We start from the raw sequence: 21,870 nt of genomic DNA on the forward strand, positions 1-21,870 counted from the left end.
CCGTGTCGGCGCAGGCCGGCACCCGGGCGCTGGCCCGTGCCGGCGCGGCGCGCCGCAATGGCCGACGCTCTTCGAGGAGAACGCCGGCCGGCCTCATTCACGCCTTGGCGTGTCCGCCATCCGCCTTCGGCGCACTGACGCGCACCTTGTCGCCGTCGGCCAGGCCGTCCGGCGGGCTTTCGATCAGGCGGTCGCCGGCGGCGATGCCCGAGCCGAGCTGCACGGTCTTGCCGAAGTCGCGGGCGATGGTCACGGGCTTGAAGGCGACCGTGTCGTGCGCATCGACCACCGCCACGCGCAGGCCCTTGTCGTCGAACACCAGCGCGCTGGCCGGGACCCGCACCAGCGCGGCGTCGGCCGGAAGATCGAAGCGCACGCTGGCGTAGCCGCCCGGCATCAGCCTGCCGTCCTGATTGTCCACGGCGACCTGGACCAGCGTGGTGCCCGAGGCGGCATTGACCGCCCCCGACGCGCTGTCGACGACGCCGCTGAAAGTCTGCCCCGGGTATTCCGGCACGGTCAGCGTCACCTTGCTGCCCGCACGCACCGACGGCGCATCGCTCTGCGGCACGTTCACGTACATGCGCAGCTTGTGCGTGTCCGACACGACGAACAGTTCCTGGCCGCCGCCGCCGGCGTTGATCAGCGCGCCGACATCGGTCTCGCGCGCGGTGACGGTGCCGTCGAACGGCGCCACCAGTCTGGCGAAACCCTTCAACGCTTCGAGGCGCTCGAGGTTGGCCTGTGCGGACTGGGCCAGGGCGCGCTTGGCATCGTAGTCGCCATTCTTCTCGTCCACGGCCTGCTTGGACACCACCTCGGTCTGGCCCATGGTCTGCCAGCGCTTGGCGGTGGTCTGGGCCAGGGCGGCGTTGACCCGGGCGTTGGCCAGATCGGCCTTGGCCTGGAGCAACTGCTGGTCCAGGTCGGGCGTCTCGATCTCGGCGAGCACGTCGCCGGCCTTCACCTTGGTGCCGATGTCGGCCTTCCACCATTTCAGGTAGCCGCTGGTCCGGGCAAAGATCGGCGCGCGGGCATACGCCTCCAGGCGACCGGGCAGGTTGAGCACGCCAGCGCCCTGCTCGGTGTCCGGGGTCACCACGGTGACCATCGGCACCGCCTGCTCGTCGGTCCAGGCGCGCAGCCGGCGCGCGTCGCCGGCGCGCGTGGCGATGCCGGCGACGACGATGGCCAGGACCACGATCGAGGCGATGACGCCGGCCAGGCGGAGACGGCGCGGCGAAACAGGGGGCGACAGATCAGGCGACATGCGGGGACGCTCCGGAGGCGTGCGCCGTCGGCGAGGACGGCTGGGAACCACGGCGGTGGATGAGGCTGAAGACGATCGGCACGAAGAACAGCGTGCTGACGGTGGCGAAGATCAGGCCGCCGATGACGGCCCGGCCCAGCGGCGCGTTCTGCTCGCCGCCTTCGCCCAGGCCCAGCGCCATCGGCGCCATGCCGATGATCATCGCCAGCGCGGTCATCAGCACCGGGCGGAAGCGCACGAAGCCGCCTTCCAGCGCCGCCTTCGCCGCGTCGCCGTGCTCGGCGAGGCGCTCGCGGCAGAAGCTCACCACCAGGATCGAGTTGGCCGTGGCCACGCCCATGCACATGATCGCGCCGGTCAGCGCGGGGACCGACAGGGTGGTGTGCGTGGCGAACAGCATCCAGACGATACCGGCGATCGCCGCGGGCAACGCGGTCACGATCACGAACGGATCGCTCCACGACTGGAAGTTGACCACGATCAACAGATAGATCAGCACGATCGCGCCGAGCAGGCCGAAGATCAGGCCCGCGAACGCCTTGTTCATCGTCTGCACCTGGCCCAGCAGCACCGTGCTGGACCCCTTCGGCAGGAACTTCTGGTCGGCGTCGAGGATCTTCTGGATGTCGGCCGCGACCGCGCCCAGGTCGCGGTCCTGCGGGGAGGCGAAGATGTCCACCGTCGCATTGATGTTGTACTGGCTGACCACCGCATTGCTAGCGGTCCGCGACAGCGTCGCCAGCCCGCCCAGGCTCTGCGCGCCGCCCTGGCCCGCGCTGGGGCTGATCGGCACGTTCTGCAGGTCGGGCAGGCTGTCGAGGCTGTACTGCGGCGTCTGCATCACGATCGGATAGGACACGCCGTTCTGCGGGTTCAGCCAGAACGTCGGCGCGATCTGGCTGGAGCCGGCGAGGTTCACGCCCAGGCTGCTGGTGACGTCGCGCTCGGTGATGCCCACCTGTTGCGCGAGGCTGCGGTCCACGTTCACCGCGAAGCCGGGGCTGGCCTGCGACTGCTGGATGCGCGCGTCCGCCACGCCCGGGACGCGGCGGATTTCGCGCAGCAGGCGGTTGGCGTAGGCGAAGTTGGCGGCGAGGTTCGGGCCGCGGATCTGCAGGTCCACCGGCGCCGGCGCGCCGAAGTTCAGGATCTGGCTGATGATGTCGGCCGGCGGGAACGAGAACACCACCGACGGGAACTGTCGCGGCAAGGTCTGGCGCAGCGTGCGCACGTAGTCGGCGGTGGGCGCGTGGCCCTCGCTCAACGCGATCTGGATGTCGCCGTCCTGCGAGCCGATGGTGCCGGTGTTGTTGTAGGCGTTGTTGATGCCCGAGGACGACAGGCCGATGTTGTCGACGACGCCGGCCAGGTCGTGCGGCGGAATGAGCCTGCGCACCGCGCCGGTCACGTCGGCGAACAGGTGCGCGGTCTCCTCGACGCGGGTGCCGACCGGTGCGCGCACGTGCATCAGGATCTGGCCCGAATCCACTGACGGGAAGAAGTTGCGGCCGAGCATCGGCAGCAGCAGGAACGACAGCGCCACGCACAGCATGAAGCCGGGCACGAACATCCTGCGGCGCAGCAGCGCGGTCTCGAGCAGGGCGTAGTAGCCGGCGCGCAGCCGCTCGAAGCGCTTTTCGAAACCGCGCTGGAAGCGTACCAGCGGATTGCGTGACGTCGGCTGGCCATGGCCGTCGCCGTGCATGTCGGTATGCGGCGCATGCGGGCGCAACAGGTACTTGGCCATGGTCGGCACCAGCGTGCGCGACAGGAGGAAGGACGCGATCATCGCGAACATCACCGCTTCGGCCATCGGCACGAACAGGAAGCGCGCCACGCCTTCCAGGAAGAACATCGGTACGAACACGATGCAGATGCACAGCAGCGAGACGAAGGCGGGCGTCACGATCTGCGAGGCGCCGTCCAGGATCGCCGTCTCCACCGACTTGCCCTGCTCCAGGTGCCAGTTGATGTTCTCGATGGTCACCGTGGCGTCGTCCACCAGGATGCCCACGGCGAGCGCCAGGCCGCCGAGGGTCATGATGTTCAGCGTCTCGCCGATCGCCGACAGCGCGGCGATCGAGCCGAGGATCGCCAGCGGGATCGAGATGGCGATGATCAGCGTCGAACGCCAGCTACCGAGGAACAGCAGGATCATCAGGCTGGTCAGCGCCGCGGCGATCACGCCTTCGCGCGCCACGCCGGCGATCGCGCCGCTCACGAACAGCGACTGATCACCGATGGGAACGATCCGCAGGTCCGGCGGCAGGGCGTCCTTCATCGCCGCGACCCGGTCCTTGATGCCGGCGATGATCGCCAGCGTCGAGGCCGAGCCGTTCTTCATCACCGTCATCAGCACCGAGCGGTCGCCGTTGACGTGCACGATGTTGGTCTGCGGCGGCGCGCCGTCGCGGACATGCGCCACGTCGCGGATGAACACCGTGGCGCCGTCGACCGTCTTCACCGGCAGGTTGCCCAGTTCCTGGATGTCCGACGGCGCGTTGTTGAGCTGCAGCGTGTATTCGTACTTGCCGATCTTCTGCGTGCCCACCGGGGTGATGAGGTTCTGCGCCGCCAGCGCGTTGGTCACGTCCTGCGCCGAGAGGCCGCGTGCCTGCAGCGCCGGCGGATCGATGTCGATCTGCACCTGGCGGGTCTTGCCGCCGAACGGATACGGGATCGCCGCGCCGGCCACCGAGGTGAGCTGCGGGCGGATGATGTTGAGGCCGAGGTCGGCCAGGTTCTGCTCGGTGAGCCCCTTGCCGGACAACGCCAACTGGATGATCGGCACCGTGGAGGCGTTGTAGTTGAGGATCAGCGGCGGCGTGGTGCCTTGCGGCAGCTGCCGCAGCATGGTCTGCGCGACGGCGGTGACCTGCGCGTTGGCGGTGCGGATGTCGACGTTGGGCTGGAAGAAGATCTTGATGATGCCGAAGCCCTGGATCGACGTGGCCTCGGTGTGCTCGACGTCGTTCACGGTGGTGGTGAGCACGCGTTCGAACGGCGAGCTGACGCGGCCGGCCATCTGCTCGGGCGGCAGGCCGTTGTACTGCCAGACCACGGCGATCACCGGGATCTTGATGTCCGGGAAGATGTCGGTGGGCGTGCGCAATGCGGCGAGCGGACCCACGATCAGGATCAGCAGGGCCAGGACGACGAAGGTATACGGTCGCGTCAGTGCGATCCGGACAAGGCCAATCATGGAGAAGCGGTTCCGTGCGCGAATGTTGCGTCGCGGCGGATTCTGCCTGCGGCGCGCTTCCTGGCCGCATTAAGATTTATTTAGACATCCGTCCCGGGGCGGCAAACGCTCGATGGTTCAACGACTTGTGCGCCGGCCGGGGTGTACGCCGCGAGCCGCATGGCCGGCCCCGCCAAGCCGCGCGTGGCGGCACCTGGAGAGATGCGTGCGACCCGCGTACCGGGTCTGGCCCGTTTCAGGCAGGGCGGGGCGCGCGGCCCGCGGATGGCGCGACCGCGGCGGGCGGGCAGAGCAGCGAGAACACCGCCCCGCGCGCGTCGCCGCCCACCTGCAGGGTGTAGCCGTGCAGGCGCACGATGGCGCTGACGATCGCCAAGCCCAGCCCGCAGCCGGGCTTGGCGCGCGTTTGGTCGACGCGGTAGAACCGGCGGAAGATCGTCTGGCGCTCGTCGGGGGCGATGCCGGGCCCGCTGTCGGCGATCTCGACACGGGCGTTGCCATCCTGGTCGGTGCCTGCGCGCAGGCGGATCGTCCCGCCGTCGGGCGTGAACTTGATGGCATTGCTGACCAGGTTGGCCAGCGCCTCGAACAGCAGGTGCCGGTCACCGTGCACGGCCGGCAGCGGCTCCAGGGCGAGGTCGAAGGTCTGGCCGCGGTCCTCGGCCAAGGGCGCGTAGAACGCGTGGACCTCGTGCAGCAGCGGGGCGAGGTCGATCGTCGAGAAGCAGGCGCTGCGCTGGCGGTCTTCCAGTTCCGACACGCGCAGAAGCGCGCGGAAGCGGGTCAGCACGGTGTCGATCTCGCTCACGCATTCGTCCAGCTGCGCGCCTTCCGGGCGGCCGGCGAACTGCTGCTGCAGCCGGTGCAGGCGGGTGCGCATGCGCGTCAGCGGGGTGCGCAAGTCGTGGGCGATGTTGTCGGTGACGCCCTTCACCTCGCCGAGCAGGCGCTCGACCTCGCCCAGCGTCCGGTTCACCGTGGCCGCCAGCAGATCCACCTCGTCGCCGCGCCGGGACACCGGCAGGCGCACGCTGAGATCGCCACGGTGGATGGGTTGCATGGCCTGCTGGATGGCGCGGATGCGTCGGGCCGGGCCACGCGCGATCAGCAGGCCGCCGAGCACGCCGGGCAGCAGGGTCAACGACAGTCCCCACAACAGTCCGCGGTAGATGATCGCGGTCAGTCCGTCGATGACGGTACTGGCCTTCGCCACGACCAGGCGACGGCCGTCCGGGAGTTGCCGGGCGATGCCGCGCGCCCGGATCTGGCCGCTGCGCCCGCTGCCGATCAGCCTGGCGTTGACCACGCCGACGCTGCCATCGGCGGCCATGTCCTTGGGCACTTCGGCGATGTTGCCGGCGATGCGGCGTCCCTGCGGGTCGAACAGGCCGACCCACATGAAGCCCTGGATGTCGATGGCGTTGGCCTGGCCCACCGTGTCGGCCAGGCGCCTGGGGTCGGTGTGTTCCAGGTAGTGGATGCGCGCGACCAGCATCTGGTCGATCACGTGCGAGAGATAGCGGGTGGACTCCCACTGCACGATGCCCAGCAGCACGATGCACCAGATCGCGAACAGCGACCCGTAGATCAGGATCAGCCGCGAGGTCGCCGACCGCCAGGCGTCACTCAGCGGGACCAAGGACATACCCCGAGCCGCGCATTGTGCGGATGAGCGGCGGCTGGCCGTTGCCGTCGATCTTGCGGCGAAGGCGGCCGATGTGGACGTCGATCACGTTGGTGCCCGGATCGAAATGGAAACCCCAGACATGCTCGAAGATCATCTGTCGCGTCACCACCTGGCCGGCGCTGCGCATCAGGAATTCGAGCAGGCGGAACTCGGTGGGCAGCAGGGTCAGCGGCTGGCCGTTGCGCAAGGCGTTGTGGCGGACCAGGTCGAGTTCCAGGTCCGCCACGCGCAGGCGGGTTTCCGGCGCGGTCGCGCTGCGGTGGCGGCGCACCAGCACTTCGGCGCGCGCGACCAGTTCGTCGGGCGAGAACGGCTTGGTCAGGTAATCGTCGCCGCCCGCGCGCAGGCCGCGCACGCGCTCGTCCACCTCGGAGAGTGCGCTGATCATCAGCACCGGCGTGTGCACCGCGTGCTTGCGCAGTTCGGACACCACGTCGATGCCGTCCATGCCGGGCAGCATGCGGTCGAGGGTGATGATGTCGTAGCCATCGGCCAGCGCGCGCTGCAGGCCGTCACGTCCGTCGGCGATCCAGTCGGCGCTGAAGCCGTGCGCGCCGAGTTCCGCGACGATGTCGCGGGCGGTCACTTCATCGTCTTCGATGACCAGGGCCCTGGGCATCCCGACTTACTCCAGGCCGGAGACGGCGAAGCGCGACCGCCGACGCGTGCTGGCCGCGCTGGCACGCCTCCGGCCTTCATGCAGGCGCGCAATGCCGCTCATCGTCGTATCAGGGGCTCAAGTACGGCCGCAGGGTGTCGCGCCACAGCGCGTAGCCGGCGGCGTTCATGTGCAGCTTGTCCGGGCCGAACAGCTCGGCGCGCGGCTGTCCGTCGGCGCCCAGCATCGGCGTGTACACGTCGACGAACTGGACCTGCTTCAGGCCGGCCGCGGCCTTGCGGATCAGCGCATTGGCCTCGGCCATCTTCGGCATCAGCGCCGCGCGCGAAGGGCTGGGCTTGATCGACAGGTAGACGATGCGGGTCTTGGGCAGGTCGCGGTGCACGCGGGTCACGAAGGCCACGAAGTCGTCGCGCACCTGCTGCGGGCTGCGACCGCTGTTGAGATCGTTGTCGCCGGCGTAGAACACGATCAAGCGCGGCTTGTACGGCACCACGATGCGGTCGGCGTACCAGGTGCTGTCGCGGATCTCCGAGCCGCCGAAGCCGCGGTTGAGCGTCGGCACACCGGGGAAATCGGTGGCCAGCGAGGTCCAGAAGCGGATCGAGGAACTGCCGACGAACAGCACGCCGCCGGGTTTGACCGGATGCGCGGCATCGTCCTTGGCGAAGCGCGCCATGTCTTCTTCCCAGGCGGCATTGGAGACCTGCGCGGGCACGTTGGGCGGCGGGGGTGGGGTGAGCGCCAGTGCCGGCGACAGGCCCAGCAGGGACAGACTGAACAGACTCAGGGCGAGCAGCGGTGCGCGCAGCGGCGAACGGGACATGACGCCTCCTCGAAGCAGGGGGATCGGCGATGGTGCCGCAGGCGCGGCATGTCAGGCAAATCCACGGCGATGCCGGCGCCGCCGCGGGGCTTGTGGCAAAATTGCGGCCTATCCCGCTGCGCTCTTGCCCATGACCGATTCCTTCCGGCCGTCGTCGTCGCGTCCCTGTTGCCTGGGACGGGGCTGAGCCGTGGCCGATCAGTTCGGACATCTGCCGCGCGGGCCGCGCCGCATGCTGATGGCGGCACGCTGGTCGTGGCAGGGGCTGCGCGCGGCCTGGCTGCACGAGTCCTCGTTCCGCCTGGAGGTGTGCCTGTTCCTGATCCTGGCGCCGCTGGCGCTGTGGCTGGGGCAGGGGCCGGTGCAGCAGGTGCTGATGATCGGCTCGCTGCTGCTGGTGCTGGCGGTGGAACTGCTCAATTCGGCGATCGAAGCGGTGATCGAGCGCTACGGCCCCGAGCACCACGAGCTGGCCGGCCGCGCCAAGGACATGGGCTCGGCCGCCGTGTTCGTGATGCTGGCCAACGTGGTGCTGTGCTGGGGCCTGATCCTGCTGCCGCGCCTGCTGTGATCGCCGCCCGTTTCTTCTTCCGTTAAAGGACCCGACGTCATGGCCCTCGAGTTTCTCGCCGACCCCAACACCTGGCTGACGCTGTTGACGCTGAGTGCGTTGGAGATCGTGCTGGGCATCGACAACCTGGTGTTCATCTCGATTGCGGTGGGCAAGCTGCCGGAAGCGCAGCGCCCGGCCGCGCGCAAGTTCGGCATCGCGGTGGCGTGCCTGACCCGCATCGCGCTGCTGGTGTCGCTGGCGTTCCTGGCGCGCATGCAGGGCGAGCTGTTCAGTGTCGCCGGCATGGGCATCTCGATCCGCGACCTGGTGCTGATCGTCGGCGGCCTGTTCCTGCTGGTGAAGGGCACCATGGAGATCCGCGAGCTGATCACCGGCGGCGAGGATGAAGACCCCACCACCAGCAAGGCCTCGGGCGTGTTCTGGATGGTGATCGCGCAGATCGCGGTGATCGACATCGTGTTCTCGCTGGACTCGGTGATCACCGCGGTGGGCATGGCCCAGCACATTCCGGTGATGATCGCCGCGGTGCTGCTGGCGGTGGCGGTGATGCTGCTGGCGGCCAATCCGCTGGGACGTTTCATCGATGCCAACCCGACGGTGAAGATGCTGGCGCTGGCCTTCATCCTGATGATCGGCGTGGTGCTGATCCTGGATGGCCTGGACGTGCACGTGCCCAAGCCCTACATCTACGCGGCGATGGGCTTCTCGGTGCTGGTGGAGTGGCTGAACCTGCTGATGCGCCGGCGCGCCGCTGCGCACCAGGTGCCTGGCGCCGGGAAGTGGTGAGCGGCTGAGCCGCTAAGCGGCGCAGGCTGCGTTTTCACCGGGCGCGTGGCAAGCTGCGCGCATTCACCTGCCGGAGTTCTCGCATGCGCCTGTTGTCCCGCCCCCTGTTCCTGGCCGCGCTGGCGGTGTTGCTGTCCGGCTGCGGCTACAACGCGATCCAGCAGAAGGACCAGGCGGTCAAGGCCGGCTGGTCGGAAGTGTTGAACCAGTACAAGCGCCGCGCCGATCTGGTGCCGAACCTGGTCAACACGGTCAAGGGCTATGCCGACCAGGAGCGGCAGGTGCTGACCGACGTGACCAACGCCCGCGCCCGCGTCGGCCAGGTGCAGGTCAACGCCGACGACGCCGCCTCGCTGCAGCAGTTCCAGCAGGCGCAGGGTCAGCTGTCCAGCGCGCTGTCGCGGCTGCTGGTGGTCAGCGAGAACTACCCGAACCTCAAATCCGACCAGGCCTTCCGCGACCTGCAGGCGCAGCTGGAAGGCACCGAGAACCGCATCACCGTGGCCCGCGGCCGCTACATCCAGGCGGTGCAGGACTACAACACCTACATCCTGTCCTTCCCGCAGGTACTTACCGCCAAGCTGTTCGGCTACAAGGAGAAGCCCAACTTCTCGGTGGAGAACGAAGCGCAGATTTCCGAAGCGCCGGCAGTGAACTTCGGCGGCCAGCCGGCGTCCGCGCCGCAGCAGCCGCAACAGCCGGCGCCGGCGCACTAAGCGCCGCCGCGGGCGGGTCGGGCCGTGCGTTCCACATCCGTGACGGCTGAGCGCGCTGCCGCATCGGCGGCGTCGCGCAGTGCGGCTCGCCGTGTATCTCGCCGGCACGCCGGCGTCTGGCTTGTGCTGCTGTTGGCGCTGCTGCCCTGGCTGGCCTGGGCGCAGGCGGAGGCGCCGATCCCGCCGCTGGATGCGCCGGTGGTCGACACCACCGGCACGCTGACGCCGAACCAGCGCCTGGAGCTGGACCGGCAGGCGGTGCAGCTGCAGCAGCGCAAGGGCAGCCAGTTGCAGGTGCTGGTGGTGCCCAGTACCGCGCCGGAGAACATCGAGCAATACACCCAGCGCGTGTTCGACCAGTGGAAGCTCGGCCGCAAGGGCGTGGACGACGGCGTCCTGCTGGTGGTGGCCAAGAACGACCGGCGCGTGCGCATCCAGCCCGGCTATGGCCTGGAAGGCGCGATTCCCGATGCCACCGCCAATCGCATCATCCAGGAATACCTAGTGCCGCGTTTCCGCGCCGGCGACTACAGCGGCGGGATTTCCGAAGCGACCGCGATGCTGGTCAAGCTGATCGACGGCGAAGCGTTGCCTGCGCCGGTCAGCGCGCACGCCTCGGCCTCGCGCGGCGGCGGCCTGGGATTCGGGTTCTTCGCAGGACTGTTCGCGGCGCTGGTCGCGCAGGTGCTGTTCGCGCGGCTGTCGCGCCCCATGCGCGGCGTGCTGAGCGGCGTGGTCGGTGGCGGCGTCGGCCTGTTGCTGAGCCTGTCGCTGTTCGTCGCTGCGCTGACCGGCGCGATCGGCCTGCTGCTGGGCCTGTTCGTCGGGATCGCGCCGGGCTGCTCGGCCGGCGGTGGCGGATGGGGCGGCTGGGGAGGCGGCGGCTTCGGCGGAGGCTGGGGTGGCGGTGGCGGCAGTTGGGGCGGCGGCGGAGGCGGCTGGGGCGGTGGTGGCGGCAGTTCCGGAGGCGGTGGCGCCTCGGGGAGCTGGTGATGCGCCTGCTCCGGCACCTGTTCGCGCCGTCCGCACAGCGCCTGTTCCCGGCGGCCAGCCTGGAGCGCATCGGCGCGGCGATCGCCGAGGGCGAGCGCCTGCATCGCGGGCAGGTGATGTTCGCGGTGGAATCGGGTCTGGCGCCGGCGCAGGTGCTGCGCGGCATGACCCCACGGCTGCGCGCCGAGCAGGCTTTTGCGCAGTTGCGTACCTGGGATACCGACGCCAACAACGGCGTACTGATCTACCTGCTGCTGGCCGATCACCACATCGAGATCGTCGCCGACCGCGGCCTGCACGGGCGTGTGGATGCCGCACAGTGGCGCCAGGTCTGTGCACTGATCGAGCGCGACATGCGCGCGGGCCAGCCCGAGCAGGCTGTGATCGCCGGCGTCGGCGCGGTCTCGGCACTGCTGGCCGCGCACTTCCCCGCACAGCCGGGCCAGCAGGGCGATAACGAATTGCCGAACCTGCCGCAGGTGCTGGATTGAGTGTGCTGCGGCGCTGGGCTTGCCCGGCCAGCAGATGACATGCGGCGTCCCGTCCTGGCCGAGCCGTGGACATCGGGGGCACTGCTCCTGCCTGTGTGCGATCCGCCGGTGTTGTGGGAGGGACTTCAGTCCCGACGCGAGAGTGGCGGGTTGGAGCCTGATGGCTCTGCTCGTCGCGGCTGAAGCCGCTCCCACATTGCGGCAATGGTCGCTCCTACATCGGCGGGAGGCAGCGGTGTTGTGGGAGAGACTTCAGTCCCGCTGCGATAGCGCCGGGCTGGGGCCTGATGGTTGTGCTCGTCGCGGCTGAGGCCGCTCCTACATGGGGGTAATGCCACTCCTGCATTTGCGCGAGCGGTAGTGGTGTGGGAGGGACTTCAGTCCCGACGCGAGAGTGCCGGAGTGAACCCGATGGCTCTGCTCGTCGAGGCCGGTGGCTCGGAGGTCACATGCGCCGCTTCCACAAGGAAGTAGGGGCACGTGGTATCCAGGCTGCGCATGTGTCTTGAGGTCGGTCGGTGGCAGGTTCGTGCACCTGCCAGCAGATGAGACGCCACCCCCGCTGTGCCGTCCGCAATCGCGGCAACCAGCGGAGTCAGTGGCAGACGTGTGCACCTGCCAGCAGATGAGACGCCACCCCCGCTGTGCCGTCCGCAATCGCGGCAACCAGCGGAGTCAGCGGCAGACGCGTGCGCCTGCCGGCAGATGAAGCGCCACCCCGCTGTGCCGTCCGCAAGTCGCGGCAACCAGCGGAGTCAGTGGCAGAATAGGCACTCTTTGCCCCCGGCCGACGCTTGCGCATGACCTATCTCCACCAGATCGATCCCATCGCCTTCTCGTTCGGGCCGGTGAAGGTGCATTGGTACGGGCTGATGTATCTGGCCGGCTTCATCTCGGCCTGGTGGCTGGGCCGTCGCCGCATCCGCGCCGGGCGCCTGCCCGGGGTGAACGAGGACGGCTTCTCCGACCTGCTGTTCTACGCGATGCTCGGCGTGGTGCTGGGCGGGCGCATCGGCTACATGCTGTTCTACGCGTTGTCCGATTTCCTGGCCGACCCGCTGCTGATCTTCAAGGTGTGGGACGGCGGCATGAGCTTCCACGGTGGCCTGCTGGGCGTGCTGGCGGCCTGCCTGTGGTGGACGCGCAAGGCGCGCCTGCATTTCTTCGACACCGTCGATTTCATCGCGCCGCTGGTGCCGCTGGGCCTGGGCTTCGGCCGCATCGGCAATTTCGTCGGCGGCGAGTTGTGGGGCAAGTTGACCCACGCCGGCTGGGGCGTGATCTTTCCGCACGCGCCAGCGACGGACGGGGTGGCCAACGCACCCGCGCTGGAGAGTCTGATGAGCACCGCACAACTGCAGCAGCAGTACGCCGCAGGCCTGCTCGACCGCTATGCCCGCCATCCGTCGCAGCTGTACGAAGCAGTGCTGGAAGGGCTGGTGATGTTCGTGGTGCTGTGGACGTTCTCGATGAAGCCGCGTGCGCGTTATGCGGTGTCCGGCCTGTTCGCGTTGCTGTACGGCGTGTTCCGTTTCGCGGTGGAGTTCGTGCGGGTGCCGGATGCGCAGCTCGGCTACCTGGCGTTCCATTGGCTGACGCGCGGCCAGCAGTTGAGCATCCCGCTGATCCTGCTCGGCCTGTTCCTGCTGTGGCGCTCGCGCAGCGCGCCGGTGCTGCAGCCGGTGCCGCCGCCGGAGGTGGCCAAGTGAAGCCGTACCTGGAATTGCTGCAGCACGTGCTGGAGCGCGGCGCGGAGAAAGCCGACCGCACCGGCACCGGCACGCGCAGCGTGTTCGGCTGGCAGATGCGCTTCGATCTCAACGATGGCTTCCCCCTGGTCACCACCAAGAAGCTGCACCTGCGCTCGATCGTGCACGAGCTGCTGTGGTTCCTGAAGGGCGAGACCAACATCGCCTATCTGAAGGACAACAAGGTCAGCATCTGGGACGAGTGGGCCGATGCGCAGGGCGAACTTGGCCCGGTGTACGGCAAGCAGTGGCGGCGCTGGACCGGCGCCGACGGCCGCGAGATCGACCAGATGCAGTGGCTGGTGGACGAGATCAAGCGCAACCCGGATTCGCGGCGGCTGGTGATCAGCGCCTGGAACGTGGCCGAGTTGCCGCAGATGGCGCTGATGCCGTGCCACAGCCTGTTCCAGTTCTACGTGGTCGACGGCAAGCTCAGCTGCCAGCTGTACCAGCGCAGCGGCGACATCTTCCTGGGCGTGCCGTTCAACATCGCCAGCTACGCGCTGTTGACCCACATGGTGGCGCAGGCCACCGGCCTGGGCGTGGGCGATTTCGTGCACACGCTGGGCGACGCGCACCTGTATTCCAATCACTTCGCGCAGGCACGCGAGCAACTGGCGCGTACGCCGCGGCCGTTGCCGCAGTTGCGGCTGAACCCGGCGGTCACCGATCTGTTCGCCTTCACCTACGACGACATCGCCATCGAGGGCTACGACCCGCATCCGGCGATCAAGGCGCCGGTGGCGGTATGAGTAGCCGGGACTCGGGACCCGGGCCCCGGGACCCGGCAAAAGCACAAGCAGCGATATCGGGGCAGATGCGGAGCGACGAGTCCCGGGTCCCGGGTCCCGGGACCCGGATTTCCCTGATCGCGGCGCTGGATCGGGCCAATGCGATTGGTCGCGACAATGATTTGCCGTGGCGCTTGCCGGACGACCTGAAGCGGTTCAAGGCACTCACGCTCGGCAAGCCCGTGCTGATGGGGCGCAAGACCGCGCAGTCGCTGGGGCGCGCGCTGCCCGGGCGCTTGAACCTGGTGATGACGCGTTCGGGGCAGGTGCCGTTCGCGGACATGCAGCCGGTGGCGTCGCTGCAGGCGGCGCTCGACGCGGCGCGTGCAGCCGGCGCCTCGGAGCTGGCGGTGATCGGCGGCGGCGACATCTTCGCCCTGGCGCTGCCGTTGGCCGAGGTGCTGTACCTGACCCATGTCGACACCGTGGTCGACGGCGCCGATGCGCATTTCCCCGCGTTCGATCCGGCGCAGTGGGACGTAGTGGCGCGGCAGGCGCATCCGGCCGACGCGCGGCATGCGCTGGCCTTCGAGTTCGTGGATTACCGGCGCCGGCCTGGCGCGGTGTAAAGGCCCGCTCGCGGCGTTGACGCCATAGAGCCAGGAGCGTGTTGGGGCGACTTAGCCGCAACGGACGTTACACAGGGAAAGCCCGTCGCGGCTAAAGCCGCCCACAGGGTCTTGCGGCGAGCTTGCCGGGTGCACTGTGGGAGGGACTTCAGTCCTGACGCATGAAGGTTCCAAGTCGTTTTGTACTTCGCTCGTCGCGGCTGAAGCCGCTCCCACAGGTGCGGCGCTAGCCTTGTCGGAGGACTGTACTGGGACTTCAGTCCCGACGATGAAGGTGTCAGTCGGCTTTCGGCTTCGCTTGTCGCGACTGCATGACAGGCGACTCCCACACGTTCGTATGGCGATCTGGGGAATCAATCCTGTTCTGGCGCAGGCGCAGCGGGGGCCGGGCCACGGTGCGGCGCGCCACGCCGCCGCGGGGTGCCGCTGCGCGCCGCCGGCGGCGGTCCCTGCACCGGTCGGCCCGGGACCTGCACCACCTGCAGGTCCTCGCTGTCCAGGCGCAACGCAGTGAGCTTGCCGCCCCAGACCGCGCCGGTGTCGATCGCGTGCACACCCTGGGTGATGGTCAGGCCCAGCGTCGACCAGTGCCCGCAGACAATCTTCAGGTCGCGCTCGACCCGTCCCGGCACCTCGAACCACGGGTACAGGCCCTGCGCCTGGGTGCCGGGCGTGCCCTTTTCCTCGATCGCGATGCGCCCGCGCGGGGTGCAGTAGCGGGCGCGGGTGAACAGGTTGATGATCGCGCGCGAGCGGTCGTAGCCGGTCAGCCCCGGCGACCACGCCGGGCGGTCGCCGTACATGTTGCGGAACAGTTTGCGATAGCCGTTGCCATGCAGTTGCTGCTCGACCTCGCGTGCATGCTTCTCGGCCAGCGCGGTGGTCCACTTCGGCGCCAGGCCGGCGTGGATCATCATCCAGCCGAGCTCGCGGTCGGCGTGCAGCAGCTTCTGCATGCGCAGCCAGGTCAGCAGTTCGTCGCGGTCCTCGGCCAGCACGATGCGCTGCAGGTCCGGATTGACCTTGCGCTGTTCGTCCGGGCTGCGCTCGCCGATCGCCAGCAGCGACAGGTCGTGGTTGCCCAGCACCACCACGCTGTGTTCGCGCAGCGAGTGGACCAGGCGCAGGGTCTCCAGCGACTGTCCGCCGCGGTTGACCAGGTCGCCGCAGAACCACAGCCGGTCCACCGCCGGATCGAAGCGGATCTTTTCCAGCAACTGCTGGGTGATGTCGTAGCAACCCTGCAGGTCGCCGATGGCCCAGACCGCCATCAGTGCAGGGTCCGTGGCACGGACAGTACGAACGGCGCGATCGCGGCGATGAAGTGGGTGCCGTCGTCGGCCTCCATGTCGTAGTGGCCGCGCATCGTGCCGTGCTCGGTTTCCAGCACCAGCCCGGAGGTGTAGCGGAAATCCTCGCCCGGGCGCAGCCGCGGCTGTTCGCCGACCACGCCGTCGCCGTCCACGCGTTCGATGCGGCCGTTGCCGTCGGTGATCTCCCAGTGCCGGGCGATCAGCCGCGCGGCGACGCGGCCGCGGTTGTGGATGCGGATCGTGTAGGCGAACGTGTAGCGTCCGTCCTCCGGCGCCGATTGGTCGTCGAGGAATCGGGGCGACACTTCGACCTCGATTCGATAAGGGGCGTCATCGTTCATCCCCACAGTTTAGAGCGTGTTTTGCCGTTTGAGGCGAGATGCGTCAACGGTTGCCACTGCCAAGCCGCTGGCGCGTGGCAGTGGCCCTGGCTGCCGCGTGGGCGAGCCGCCTGGGTGGGCTTCTTGTTACGCGGACAGCGTCCAGCAGGACCGCCGTTAGCGGGGTGGCTCGTGTCGTGCGGATGGCCGCGCTGCGGCGTCGAGGCGGTGCCGTCGCCGCCATGCCTGCGACGCAGGCCAGCGCGATGCCTGCGCCGGGATGCAAGGTGCGGCGCGCGACGCTCGCGGAGGCGTTCGCAGCGCGCAGGCTGCGCTGCGCGGGACGTCCGCTCAGGCGTGCGCGAGGTTGGCCAGACGCACGAAGTCGGCGACCTCGAGCTGCTCGGCACGCGCATCCGGGCGCACGCCCGCGGCCTCGAACTGCGCGGCATCGCAGACGCCGTTCAAGGCGTTGCGCAGGGTCTTGCGGCGCTGCCCGAACGCGGCACGGACCACATCGGCGAAGCGCTTCGGATCGGCGATGCCCACCGTCTGCGGCGGGCGCGGCACCAGCCGCACCACCGCCGAATCCACCTTCGGCGGCGGCCGGAATGCGCCCGGCGGCACCACGAACAGCGAGGTCACCTCGCAGTAGGCCTGCAGCATCACGCTGAGCCGGCCGTAGACCTTGCTGCCGGGACCGGCGGCCATGCGGTCGACCACTTCCTTCTGCAGCATGAAGTGCATGTCGGCGATCGCAGCGGCGTGGTCCAGCGCATGGAACAGGATCGGCGAGGAGATGTTGTAGGGCAGGTTGCCGACCAGGCGGATGCGCGCGCCCTCGGCCAGGGCGGCGAAATCCACCGACAGCACGTCGCGGTTGAGGATGGTCAGTTCGCCGATGTCGGCCGCTGCCGCGGTCAGCGGCGCGATCAGGTCGCGGTCGAACTCGATCACGGTCAGCCGGCCGTGCCGGCGCAGCAGCGGGAACGTGATCGCGCCCTGGCCGGGACCGATCTCGACCAGCCGGTCGCCCGGCTTGGGGTCGACCGCGCGCACGATGCTGTCGATGTAGTGGCGGTCGCTGAGGAAGTGTTGGCCGAGAGATTTCTTGGCCGGGGCGCCGAAGCCGGAAGAGGAAGTCATGGCGGGCATTTTATCGGCATGCGCCGCGATGGCGCGCGCTGTACCTGCAGGAGCGGCTTCAGCCGCGACAGGACGCTATCGGGAATGCCCGGTCGCGGCTGAAGCCGCTCCTACGCAGACCCTTTTCGCGCAGCCAGCTGCGCACACAGCGCAGTGGCGGCGAACAGGCTGGATGGGTCGGCCACACCGCGGCCGGCCAGTTCCAGCGCGGTGCCGTGGTCGACCGCTACGCGCGGGTAGGGCAGGCCCAGGGTCAGGTTGACCGCCTGCTCGAACCCGCTGTACTTGAGCACCGGCAGGCCCTGGTCGTGGTACATCGCCAGCACCGCGTCCACGGTCGCCAGCTTCTGCGGCAGGAACGCGGTATCGGCTGGCAGCGGGCCGAGCAGACGCATGCCTTCAGCACGCAAGGTGTCCAGCACCGGCTGCATCACCTGGATTTCTTCGTGGCCCAGGTGCCCATCCTCGCCGGCATGCGGATTCAGCCCCAGCACCGCGATGGTCGGCGCGGCGATGCCGAATTCGTGGCGCAGCGCGGCTTCGGTAATGCGCAGGCTGCGTTCCAGCAGGACTGGCGTCAGCGCATCGGCGACCGCGCGCAGCGGCAGGTGGGTGGTGACCAGGGCCACGCGCACGATGGCATTGGCCAGCATCATCACCACCTCGCGGCCGGCGTGCTGGGCCAGCAGTTCGGTGGTGCCGGTGTAGGCGATGCCGCCGGCATTGATCGCGGCCTTGTGCACCGGGCCGGTGACCACGCCGTCCAGTTCGCCGTGCAGGCAGGCATCGGCGGCCTGGGTCAGCGCAGCGATCACCGCGGCCGCGTTAGCCGGTTCGGTCGCGCCGAAGCGGCTGGGCACGGCATTGGCGACCGTGCGCAGGCGCAGGTCGCCAGGGGCGAGGGCGGGGCTGGATTCGGGCAGCAGCTGCAGCGGCAGCGACAGCGCCGCCGCGGCGGCGCGCAAGGTGTCGGGATCGGCGAAGGCCAGGAGCTGGCAATCGTGACGCGGCTGTTGCGCCAGCCGCACGCACAGCTCCGGGCCGATCCCGCCCGGCTCGCCCGGCACCAGCGCGAGCGAGGGGCGCATGGATCAGGGCTTGGCGGCGGGCGCCGGCGCTGGCGTGGCCGCCGGCGTAGTGGCGGCGTCGGTGTTGCCCACGCGCAGGTCGACGTAGGCTTCGCCGCGCATTTCCTGCAGGAAGCGGTTGTATTCCTCTTCCAGCTTGCGGCGGCCGATGGTCTCGCGGACCTGGGCGCGCTGGGTGTCGCTGGTCACGTCGGTCTGGCGCTCGCCGACGCGCTGCACGATGTGCCAGCCGGCCTCGGTGCGGAACGGCTGCGACACCTGGCCATCCTGCAGGCCCGCGACCTGGTGGCCGAAGTCCGGACCGAACGCGTCGGCCGGGAACCAGCCCAGATCGCCGCCCTGGCTGCGGCTGTTGGTGTCTTCCGAGGCTTCCTTGGCCACGGCCTGGAAGTCGGCGCCGCCGGCGATGCGCGCACGCAGGGTCTCGATCTTGGCCTTGGCGGCCGCATCGGGCTGCGCGTCGTTGACCCGGATCAGGATGTGGCGGGCGTGGTACTCGGTGACGGTCTTCTTTTCCGGATTGGCCGAGGCGTCGCGCACTTCGACCAGCTTCAGCAACTGGAAGCCGCTGGGGCCGCGCAGCGGGCCGGCGACCTGGCCCGGCTTCATGTCGCGGATCAACTGCGCGAACGCGTTGGGGATCTCGTCCAGGCTGCGCCAGCCCAGATCGCCGCCTTCCAGCGCGTTGGGGCTGTCGGAATAGCGCACCGCGGCGGCGTTGAAGTCGATCTCGCCCTTGTCGATCAGGTTCTTGACCCCGTCGATCTTGCCCTGCGCGGTCTTGATCTGCTCGGCGGTGGCGCCTTCCGGCAGGCCGACCAGGATGTGCGCCAGGTGATACTGGGTGCCGGTGGTGGCCTGCTGTGCCAGCGCCGCGTCGACTTCGGCCTCGCTGACGTTGATGCGGCTCTGCGCGAAGCTCTGGCGCAGGCGCTGCACGGTGATCTCGTCGCGCACCGAGTTGCGGAAGTCGGTGTAGGACATGCCGTCGGCGGCCAGCTTCTTGCGCAGGCCGTCCACGTCGGTGCCGTTCTGCTGGGCGATGCTGGCGATGGCACGATTCAGCTCGTCGTCGCCGACGCGGATGCCGGTGCTGTTGGCGCGCGCGACCTGCAGCTTGACCAGGACCAGGCGCTCGAGCACCTGCCGTTGCAGCACGTTATCCGGCGGCAGCTGCGCCTCGCGGCCGGCATACTGCGCCTTCACGTTGCGCACGGCACGATCCAGCTCGCTCTGCAGCACGACATCCTCGTCGACCACCGCGGCGATGCGGTCCAGCGGTTGGGTTTGTTGCGCGGCGGCCGGAACGGACACGCCAGCGATCGCCATCAGAGCGGCGAGAAAAACAGAAAGGGTCTTGGTCATGGAATCTGGTTCGGATCGTAAGCGTCCGGATCGGTCGTGGTGTTGCTGGGCGGGACCAAGTACAGGTCGTCGCGGTTGTAGCCGAGAATAGCACGGCGCAGAACACGGTCCGTGTCCTGGCCCAGGGACGACAGGCCCTTGAGCACGAACTCGATCTGGAACGCGGTATCCAGCGCGCCGGTGCGGTTGCGCACATAGCGCCGCGCCAGCGCCCGCACGGCCAGGCAGCAACTGTCCCACTGCACGCCGAGGATGCTCTCCAGCGGCTTCTTGTCCATCAGCGAGTAGTAATGCCGCCCGACCAGGCTCCAGGTCGGATTGATCGGGTACAGGAACGACACATCGGCCTGTTCCAGCAGGTCGCGGCGGTAGCGGTAGCTGAGGTTGATGATGCCGTCGCCGGGCAGCAGGTAGCGGGTGCGGAAGCTGGCCAGGTCCTTGCGGTGGTACTTGGGATCCCACTGATAGGTGGCGCCCAGGTTCCAGCGGTCGTTGATCATGTAGTTGGCATCGGCCACCCAGGCCGACTTGCCCTGCTCGATGGTGGTGTCGCTGTCCGGCAGGCTGACCCGCGAATCGCTGAAATACAGGATCTGGCCGAGGCTGACCGACAGCTTCTCCTTGCCGTCGTCCTGGCGCAGCAGGCGCGAGCTCAGCGCCATGGTCAGCTGGTTGGCGTCGTTCTGGCGGTCGGCGCCGGTGTAGCGCGAGTCGCGGAACAGCTGGCCCCAGCTGAAGGTGAACTCGCGGGTATCGAAGATCGGCAGGTCGTTCTGGTCGCGGTACGGCGTGTACAGATAGAACAGCCGCGGTTCCAGGGTCTGCAGATAGTTGGTGTTGCCCCATTTGGTATCGCGGTCGAAGTACAGGCCCGCGTCGACGGTAGCGATCGGCAGGCTGCGCGAGGGCGTGGTGTCGCCGCCGAGCGTGGCCGCCAGGTCCTTGTCCAACTGGTAGGCGGTATAGCGCCAGGCCAGGGTCGGCTTGAGGAACCACGCGGCGCCGGCCAGCGGCATCGAGATGTAGGGCTTGAGGTCCAGGCGGCTGCCGCCAGGGCGTGGGGTGACCACGCCGGTGCGTTCGTAGGTGCCGTCGGTGGTCTTCTGGTGGATGTCGTCGTGCACGAAGCGCACGGCTTCGCTGTACAGGCCGGCTTCGAAGTAGTTGCCGAACGACTGGTCCCAGTTGAAGAAGGCGCGCGGCTGGCGGTTGTACGGCAGCGCGTCCTCGGTCAGGGTGTAGTCGGTCAGCTGCCAGCGGTCGGCCATCAGGCCGGCAGTCCAGGTCTCGCCTGTACCGTAGACGCCGATCGTGCTCTGGATGTTGGACACCGCATTGCCGAGCAGGCGGTTGGAGAAGTCTTCGGTATAGCGCTCGTCGCTGACCCAGGCCACCGAGGCGCGCGCCTGCCACTGGGAATTGATGTTGTGGTAGCCCTGGTAGCTGAAGCGGCCGCGATCCTTGTCGCGCAGCTTGTCGTCAGGCAGGTAGGCCGCCTGCAGTTCGCCCTTGCCGCCTTCGTAGAGATAGCGGAATTCGCTGCCCAGCATCAGGCCGCGCCGGGCCATGAAGCGCGGATACAGCGTGGCGTCGTAGTTGGGCGCCAGGTTCAGGTAGTACGGCTGGGTGTAGTCGAAGCCGTTGCGGCTGGACATGCCGATCGCCGGGAACAGGAAGCCGCTGGTGCGGCGATCGTCGATCGGGAACTTGAACCAGGGCGCATACAGGATCGGGAAGTTGTAGATCTTCAGGATCGCGTTGCGCGCGGTGCCGAACCCTTCGTCGTTGTCGACGTCGATTTCCGGCGCGTGCAGTTCCCATACCCGCTGCGAAGGGTCGCAGGTGGTGTAGGTGGAGCGGTGCATCTGCCCCAGCGCGCCCTGCAGGTCGACCGAGTCGGCCTTGCCGTTGCCGCGTCGGGCCAGCAGCTGGTAGCGGATGTTGGTGATCTTGTGGGTATCGGTGTCCTGATTGCCTTCGGCCCGGTCGGCGATCATGCGGATCGACGAATCCTGGTAGCGCACATGGCCCTCGGCAATGTAGTTGCCGGTCTCGGTGTCCACCCGCAGGCTGTCCGTCCCCATGAACTGGTCGCCGCGCTTGAGCGCGACGTTGCCGGTGTAGTTCGGGATGGTGGTGGTGCCCGACAGCTGGTCGCCTTCGATATTGGTCGGCTGCTGGTCGCGGTTCTGCGCGAGCTTGGGGTCCGGCTGCTGCGCGTCGTCGAACTTGGGCAGCACGTCCGGGGTCGGGCACAGGCCCCAGTTCGGCGGCTTTTCAGCCGCCACGGCCGGCAGGCAGAGGGCGATACTGAACGGAAGAGGGAGCAGGCGAAGGGTTCGGCGCACGCGCGTCAGGTATCGGGC

The 21,870-nt window shown here is 68.7% G+C and carries 19 protein-coding genes; 8 read left to right on the forward strand and 11 right to left on the reverse strand.

Annotated features, from left to right (window positions below; all coding sequences use genetic code 11):
• Positions 1–97: 97 nt before the first annotated feature.
• From GGR71_RS10305 to GGR71_RS10325, 5 genes are all read right to left on the reverse strand, one after another.
• Entirely contained in the window at positions 98–1,270 is a 1,173-nt protein-coding gene (locus GGR71_RS10305) for an efflux RND transporter periplasmic adaptor subunit (RefSeq protein ID WP_160957403.1), read from the reverse strand.
• Entirely contained in the window at positions 1,260–4,472 is a 3,213-nt protein-coding gene (locus tag GGR71_RS10310) for an efflux RND transporter permease subunit (RefSeq protein ID WP_160957402.1), read from the reverse strand. The genes GGR71_RS10305 and GGR71_RS10310 overlap by 11 nt, the downstream gene beginning before the upstream one ends.
• 235 nt (positions 4,473–4,707) lie before the next feature.
• Positions 4,708–6,117 (reverse strand): sensor histidine kinase, encoded by a 1,410-nt coding sequence (locus GGR71_RS10315; protein WP_160957401.1) that lies wholly within the window; start codon positions 6,115–6,117, stop codon positions 4,708–4,710.
• Positions 6,095–6,778 (reverse strand): response regulator transcription factor, encoded by a 684-nt coding sequence (locus tag GGR71_RS10320; protein ID WP_160957400.1) that lies wholly within the window; start codon positions 6,776–6,778, stop codon positions 6,095–6,097. Before GGR71_RS10320 ends, GGR71_RS10315 begins: the two co-directional genes overlap by 23 nt.
• 109 nt (positions 6,779–6,887) lie before the next feature.
• Positions 6,888–7,604, reverse strand: coding sequence for an SGNH/GDSL hydrolase family protein (locus GGR71_RS10325; RefSeq protein WP_160957399.1), 717 nt, complete (start codon positions 7,602–7,604; stop codon positions 6,888–6,890).
• 190 nt (positions 7,605–7,794) lie between these two features.
• On the opposite strand from GGR71_RS10325, the gene GGR71_RS10330 reads away from it, so the two are divergent.
• The 8 genes from GGR71_RS10330 (at position 7,795) to GGR71_RS10365 (ending at position 14,272) form a co-directional block, all read left to right on the forward strand.
• Positions 7,795–8,175, forward strand: coding sequence for a diacylglycerol kinase (locus tag GGR71_RS10330; RefSeq protein ID WP_010342212.1), 381 nt, complete (start codon positions 7,795–7,797; stop codon positions 8,173–8,175).
• Between the two features lie 39 nt (positions 8,176–8,214).
• Positions 8,215–8,964, forward strand: a complete 750-nt coding sequence (locus tag GGR71_RS10335; RefSeq protein ID WP_010342213.1) for a TerC family protein — start codon at positions 8,215–8,217, stop codon at positions 8,962–8,964.
• 83 nt (positions 8,965–9,047) lie between these two features.
• Positions 9,048–9,680 (forward strand): LemA family protein, encoded by a 633-nt coding sequence (locus tag GGR71_RS10340; protein WP_160957398.1) that lies wholly within the window; start codon positions 9,048–9,050, stop codon positions 9,678–9,680.
• Positions 9,681–9,803: 123 nt separating this feature from the next.
• Positions 9,804–10,673, forward strand: a complete 870-nt coding sequence (locus GGR71_RS10345) for a TPM domain-containing protein (protein WP_456362608.1) — start codon at positions 9,804–9,806, stop codon at positions 10,671–10,673.
• Complete coding sequence (locus GGR71_RS10350; protein ID WP_160963762.1) at positions 10,673–11,164, forward strand: TPM domain-containing protein; 492 nt, start codon at positions 10,673–10,675, stop codon at positions 11,162–11,164. Before GGR71_RS10345 ends, GGR71_RS10350 begins: the two co-directional genes overlap by 1 nt.
• A gap of 800 nt (positions 11,165–11,964) precedes the next feature.
• Complete coding sequence (lgt, locus tag GGR71_RS10355; protein WP_160963764.1) at positions 11,965–12,873, forward strand: prolipoprotein diacylglyceryl transferase; 909 nt, start codon at positions 11,965–11,967, stop codon at positions 12,871–12,873.
• Positions 12,870–13,664, forward strand: coding sequence for a thymidylate synthase (locus GGR71_RS10360; RefSeq protein ID WP_048490082.1), 795 nt, complete (start codon positions 12,870–12,872; stop codon positions 13,662–13,664). Before lgt ends, GGR71_RS10360 begins: the two co-directional genes overlap by 4 nt.
• 65 nt (positions 13,665–13,729) lie before the next feature.
• Positions 13,730–14,272, forward strand: a complete 543-nt coding sequence (locus GGR71_RS10365; protein ID WP_184451898.1) for a dihydrofolate reductase — start codon at positions 13,730–13,732, stop codon at positions 14,270–14,272.
• 353 nt (positions 14,273–14,625) lie between these two features.
• Here the strand turns inward: GGR71_RS10365 and GGR71_RS10370 are convergent, their stop codons facing one another.
• The 6 genes from GGR71_RS10370 to lptD form a co-directional block, all read right to left on the reverse strand.
• Entirely contained in the window at positions 14,626–15,543 is a 918-nt protein-coding gene (locus GGR71_RS10370; RefSeq protein WP_160963766.1) for a symmetrical bis(5'-nucleosyl)-tetraphosphatase, read from the reverse strand.
• The gene (gene apaG, locus GGR71_RS10375) at positions 15,543–15,926 is read right to left on the reverse strand and encodes a Co2+/Mg2+ efflux protein ApaG (RefSeq protein WP_010340000.1); all 384 of its coding nucleotides are present in this window, start codon (positions 15,924–15,926) and stop codon (positions 15,543–15,545) included. The genes GGR71_RS10370 and apaG overlap by 1 nt, the downstream gene beginning before the upstream one ends.
• A gap of 330 nt (positions 15,927–16,256) precedes the next feature.
• On the reverse strand, positions 16,257–17,051 hold the full coding sequence (rsmA, locus tag GGR71_RS10380; protein WP_160963768.1) for a 16S rRNA (adenine(1518)-N(6)/adenine(1519)-N(6))-dimethyltransferase RsmA: 795 nt from the start codon (positions 17,049–17,051) through the stop codon (positions 16,257–16,259).
• A 110-nt stretch (positions 17,052–17,161) separates the two neighbouring features.
• Positions 17,162–18,139, reverse strand: a complete 978-nt coding sequence (pdxA, locus tag GGR71_RS10385) for a 4-hydroxythreonine-4-phosphate dehydrogenase PdxA (RefSeq protein ID WP_160963770.1) — start codon at positions 18,137–18,139, stop codon at positions 17,162–17,164.
• Between the two features lie 3 nt (positions 18,140–18,142).
• The gene (locus tag GGR71_RS10390) at positions 18,143–19,504 is read right to left on the reverse strand and encodes a peptidylprolyl isomerase (RefSeq protein WP_160963772.1); all 1,362 of its coding nucleotides are present in this window, start codon (positions 19,502–19,504) and stop codon (positions 18,143–18,145) included.
• Positions 19,501–21,852 carry an LPS-assembly protein LptD gene (lptD, locus tag GGR71_RS10395; RefSeq protein WP_160963774.1) on the reverse strand — a complete coding sequence of 784 codons (2,352 nt, stop codon included), beginning with the start codon at positions 21,850–21,852 and terminating at the stop codon, positions 19,501–19,503. The genes GGR71_RS10390 and lptD overlap by 4 nt, the downstream gene beginning before the upstream one ends.
• Positions 21,853–21,870 lie beyond the last annotated feature (18 nt).

The sequence above is a fragment of the Xanthomonas sp. F1 genome (assembly GCF_014199855.1).

Excerpts from the sequence above, each read along its gene's own strand:
- GGR71_RS10350 (WP_160963762.1), top strand. The coding sequence starts at position 10,673 with ATGCGCCTGCTCCGGCACCTGTTCGCGCCGTCCGCACAGCGCCTGTTC.
- GGR71_RS10390 (WP_160963772.1), bottom strand. The coding sequence starts at position 19,504 with ATGACCAAGACCCTTTCTGTTTTTCTCGCCGCTCTGATGGCGATCGCT.
- GGR71_RS10305 (WP_160957403.1), bottom strand. The coding sequence starts at position 1,270 with ATGTCGCCTGATCTGTCGCCCCCTGTTTCGCCGCGCCGTCTCCGCCTG.
- GGR71_RS10320 (WP_160957400.1), bottom strand. The coding sequence starts at position 6,778 with ATGCCCAGGGCCCTGGTCATCGAAGACGATGAAGTGACCGCCCGCGAC.
- GGR71_RS10365 (WP_184451898.1), top strand. The coding sequence starts at position 13,730 with ATGCGGAGCGACGAGTCCCGGGTCCCGGGTCCCGGGACCCGGATTTCC.
- pdxA (WP_160963770.1), bottom strand. The coding sequence starts at position 18,139 with ATGCGCCCCTCGCTCGCGCTGGTGCCGGGCGAGCCGGGCGGGATCGGC.
- GGR71_RS10340 (WP_160957398.1), top strand. The coding sequence starts at position 9,048 with ATGCGCCTGTTGTCCCGCCCCCTGTTCCTGGCCGCGCTGGCGGTGTTG.
- lgt (WP_160963764.1), top strand. The coding sequence starts at position 11,965 with ATGACCTATCTCCACCAGATCGATCCCATCGCCTTCTCGTTCGGGCCG.
- GGR71_RS10315 (WP_160957401.1), bottom strand. The coding sequence starts at position 6,117 with ATGTCCTTGGTCCCGCTGAGTGACGCCTGGCGGTCGGCGACCTCGCGG.
- GGR71_RS10310 (WP_160957402.1), bottom strand. The coding sequence starts at position 4,472 with ATGATTGGCCTTGTCCGGATCGCACTGACGCGACCGTATACCTTCGTC.
- GGR71_RS10370 (WP_160963766.1), bottom strand. The coding sequence starts at position 15,543 with ATGGCGGTCTGGGCCATCGGCGACCTGCAGGGTTGCTACGACATCACC.
- rsmA (WP_160963768.1), bottom strand. The coding sequence starts at position 17,051 with ATGACTTCCTCTTCCGGCTTCGGCGCCCCGGCCAAGAAATCTCTCGGC.
- GGR71_RS10335 (WP_010342213.1), top strand. The coding sequence starts at position 8,215 with ATGGCCCTCGAGTTTCTCGCCGACCCCAACACCTGGCTGACGCTGTTG.
- GGR71_RS10325 (WP_160957399.1), bottom strand. The coding sequence starts at position 7,604 with ATGTCCCGTTCGCCGCTGCGCGCACCGCTGCTCGCCCTGAGTCTGTTC.
- apaG (WP_010340000.1), bottom strand. The coding sequence starts at position 15,926 with ATGAACGATGACGCCCCTTATCGAATCGAGGTCGAAGTGTCGCCCCGA.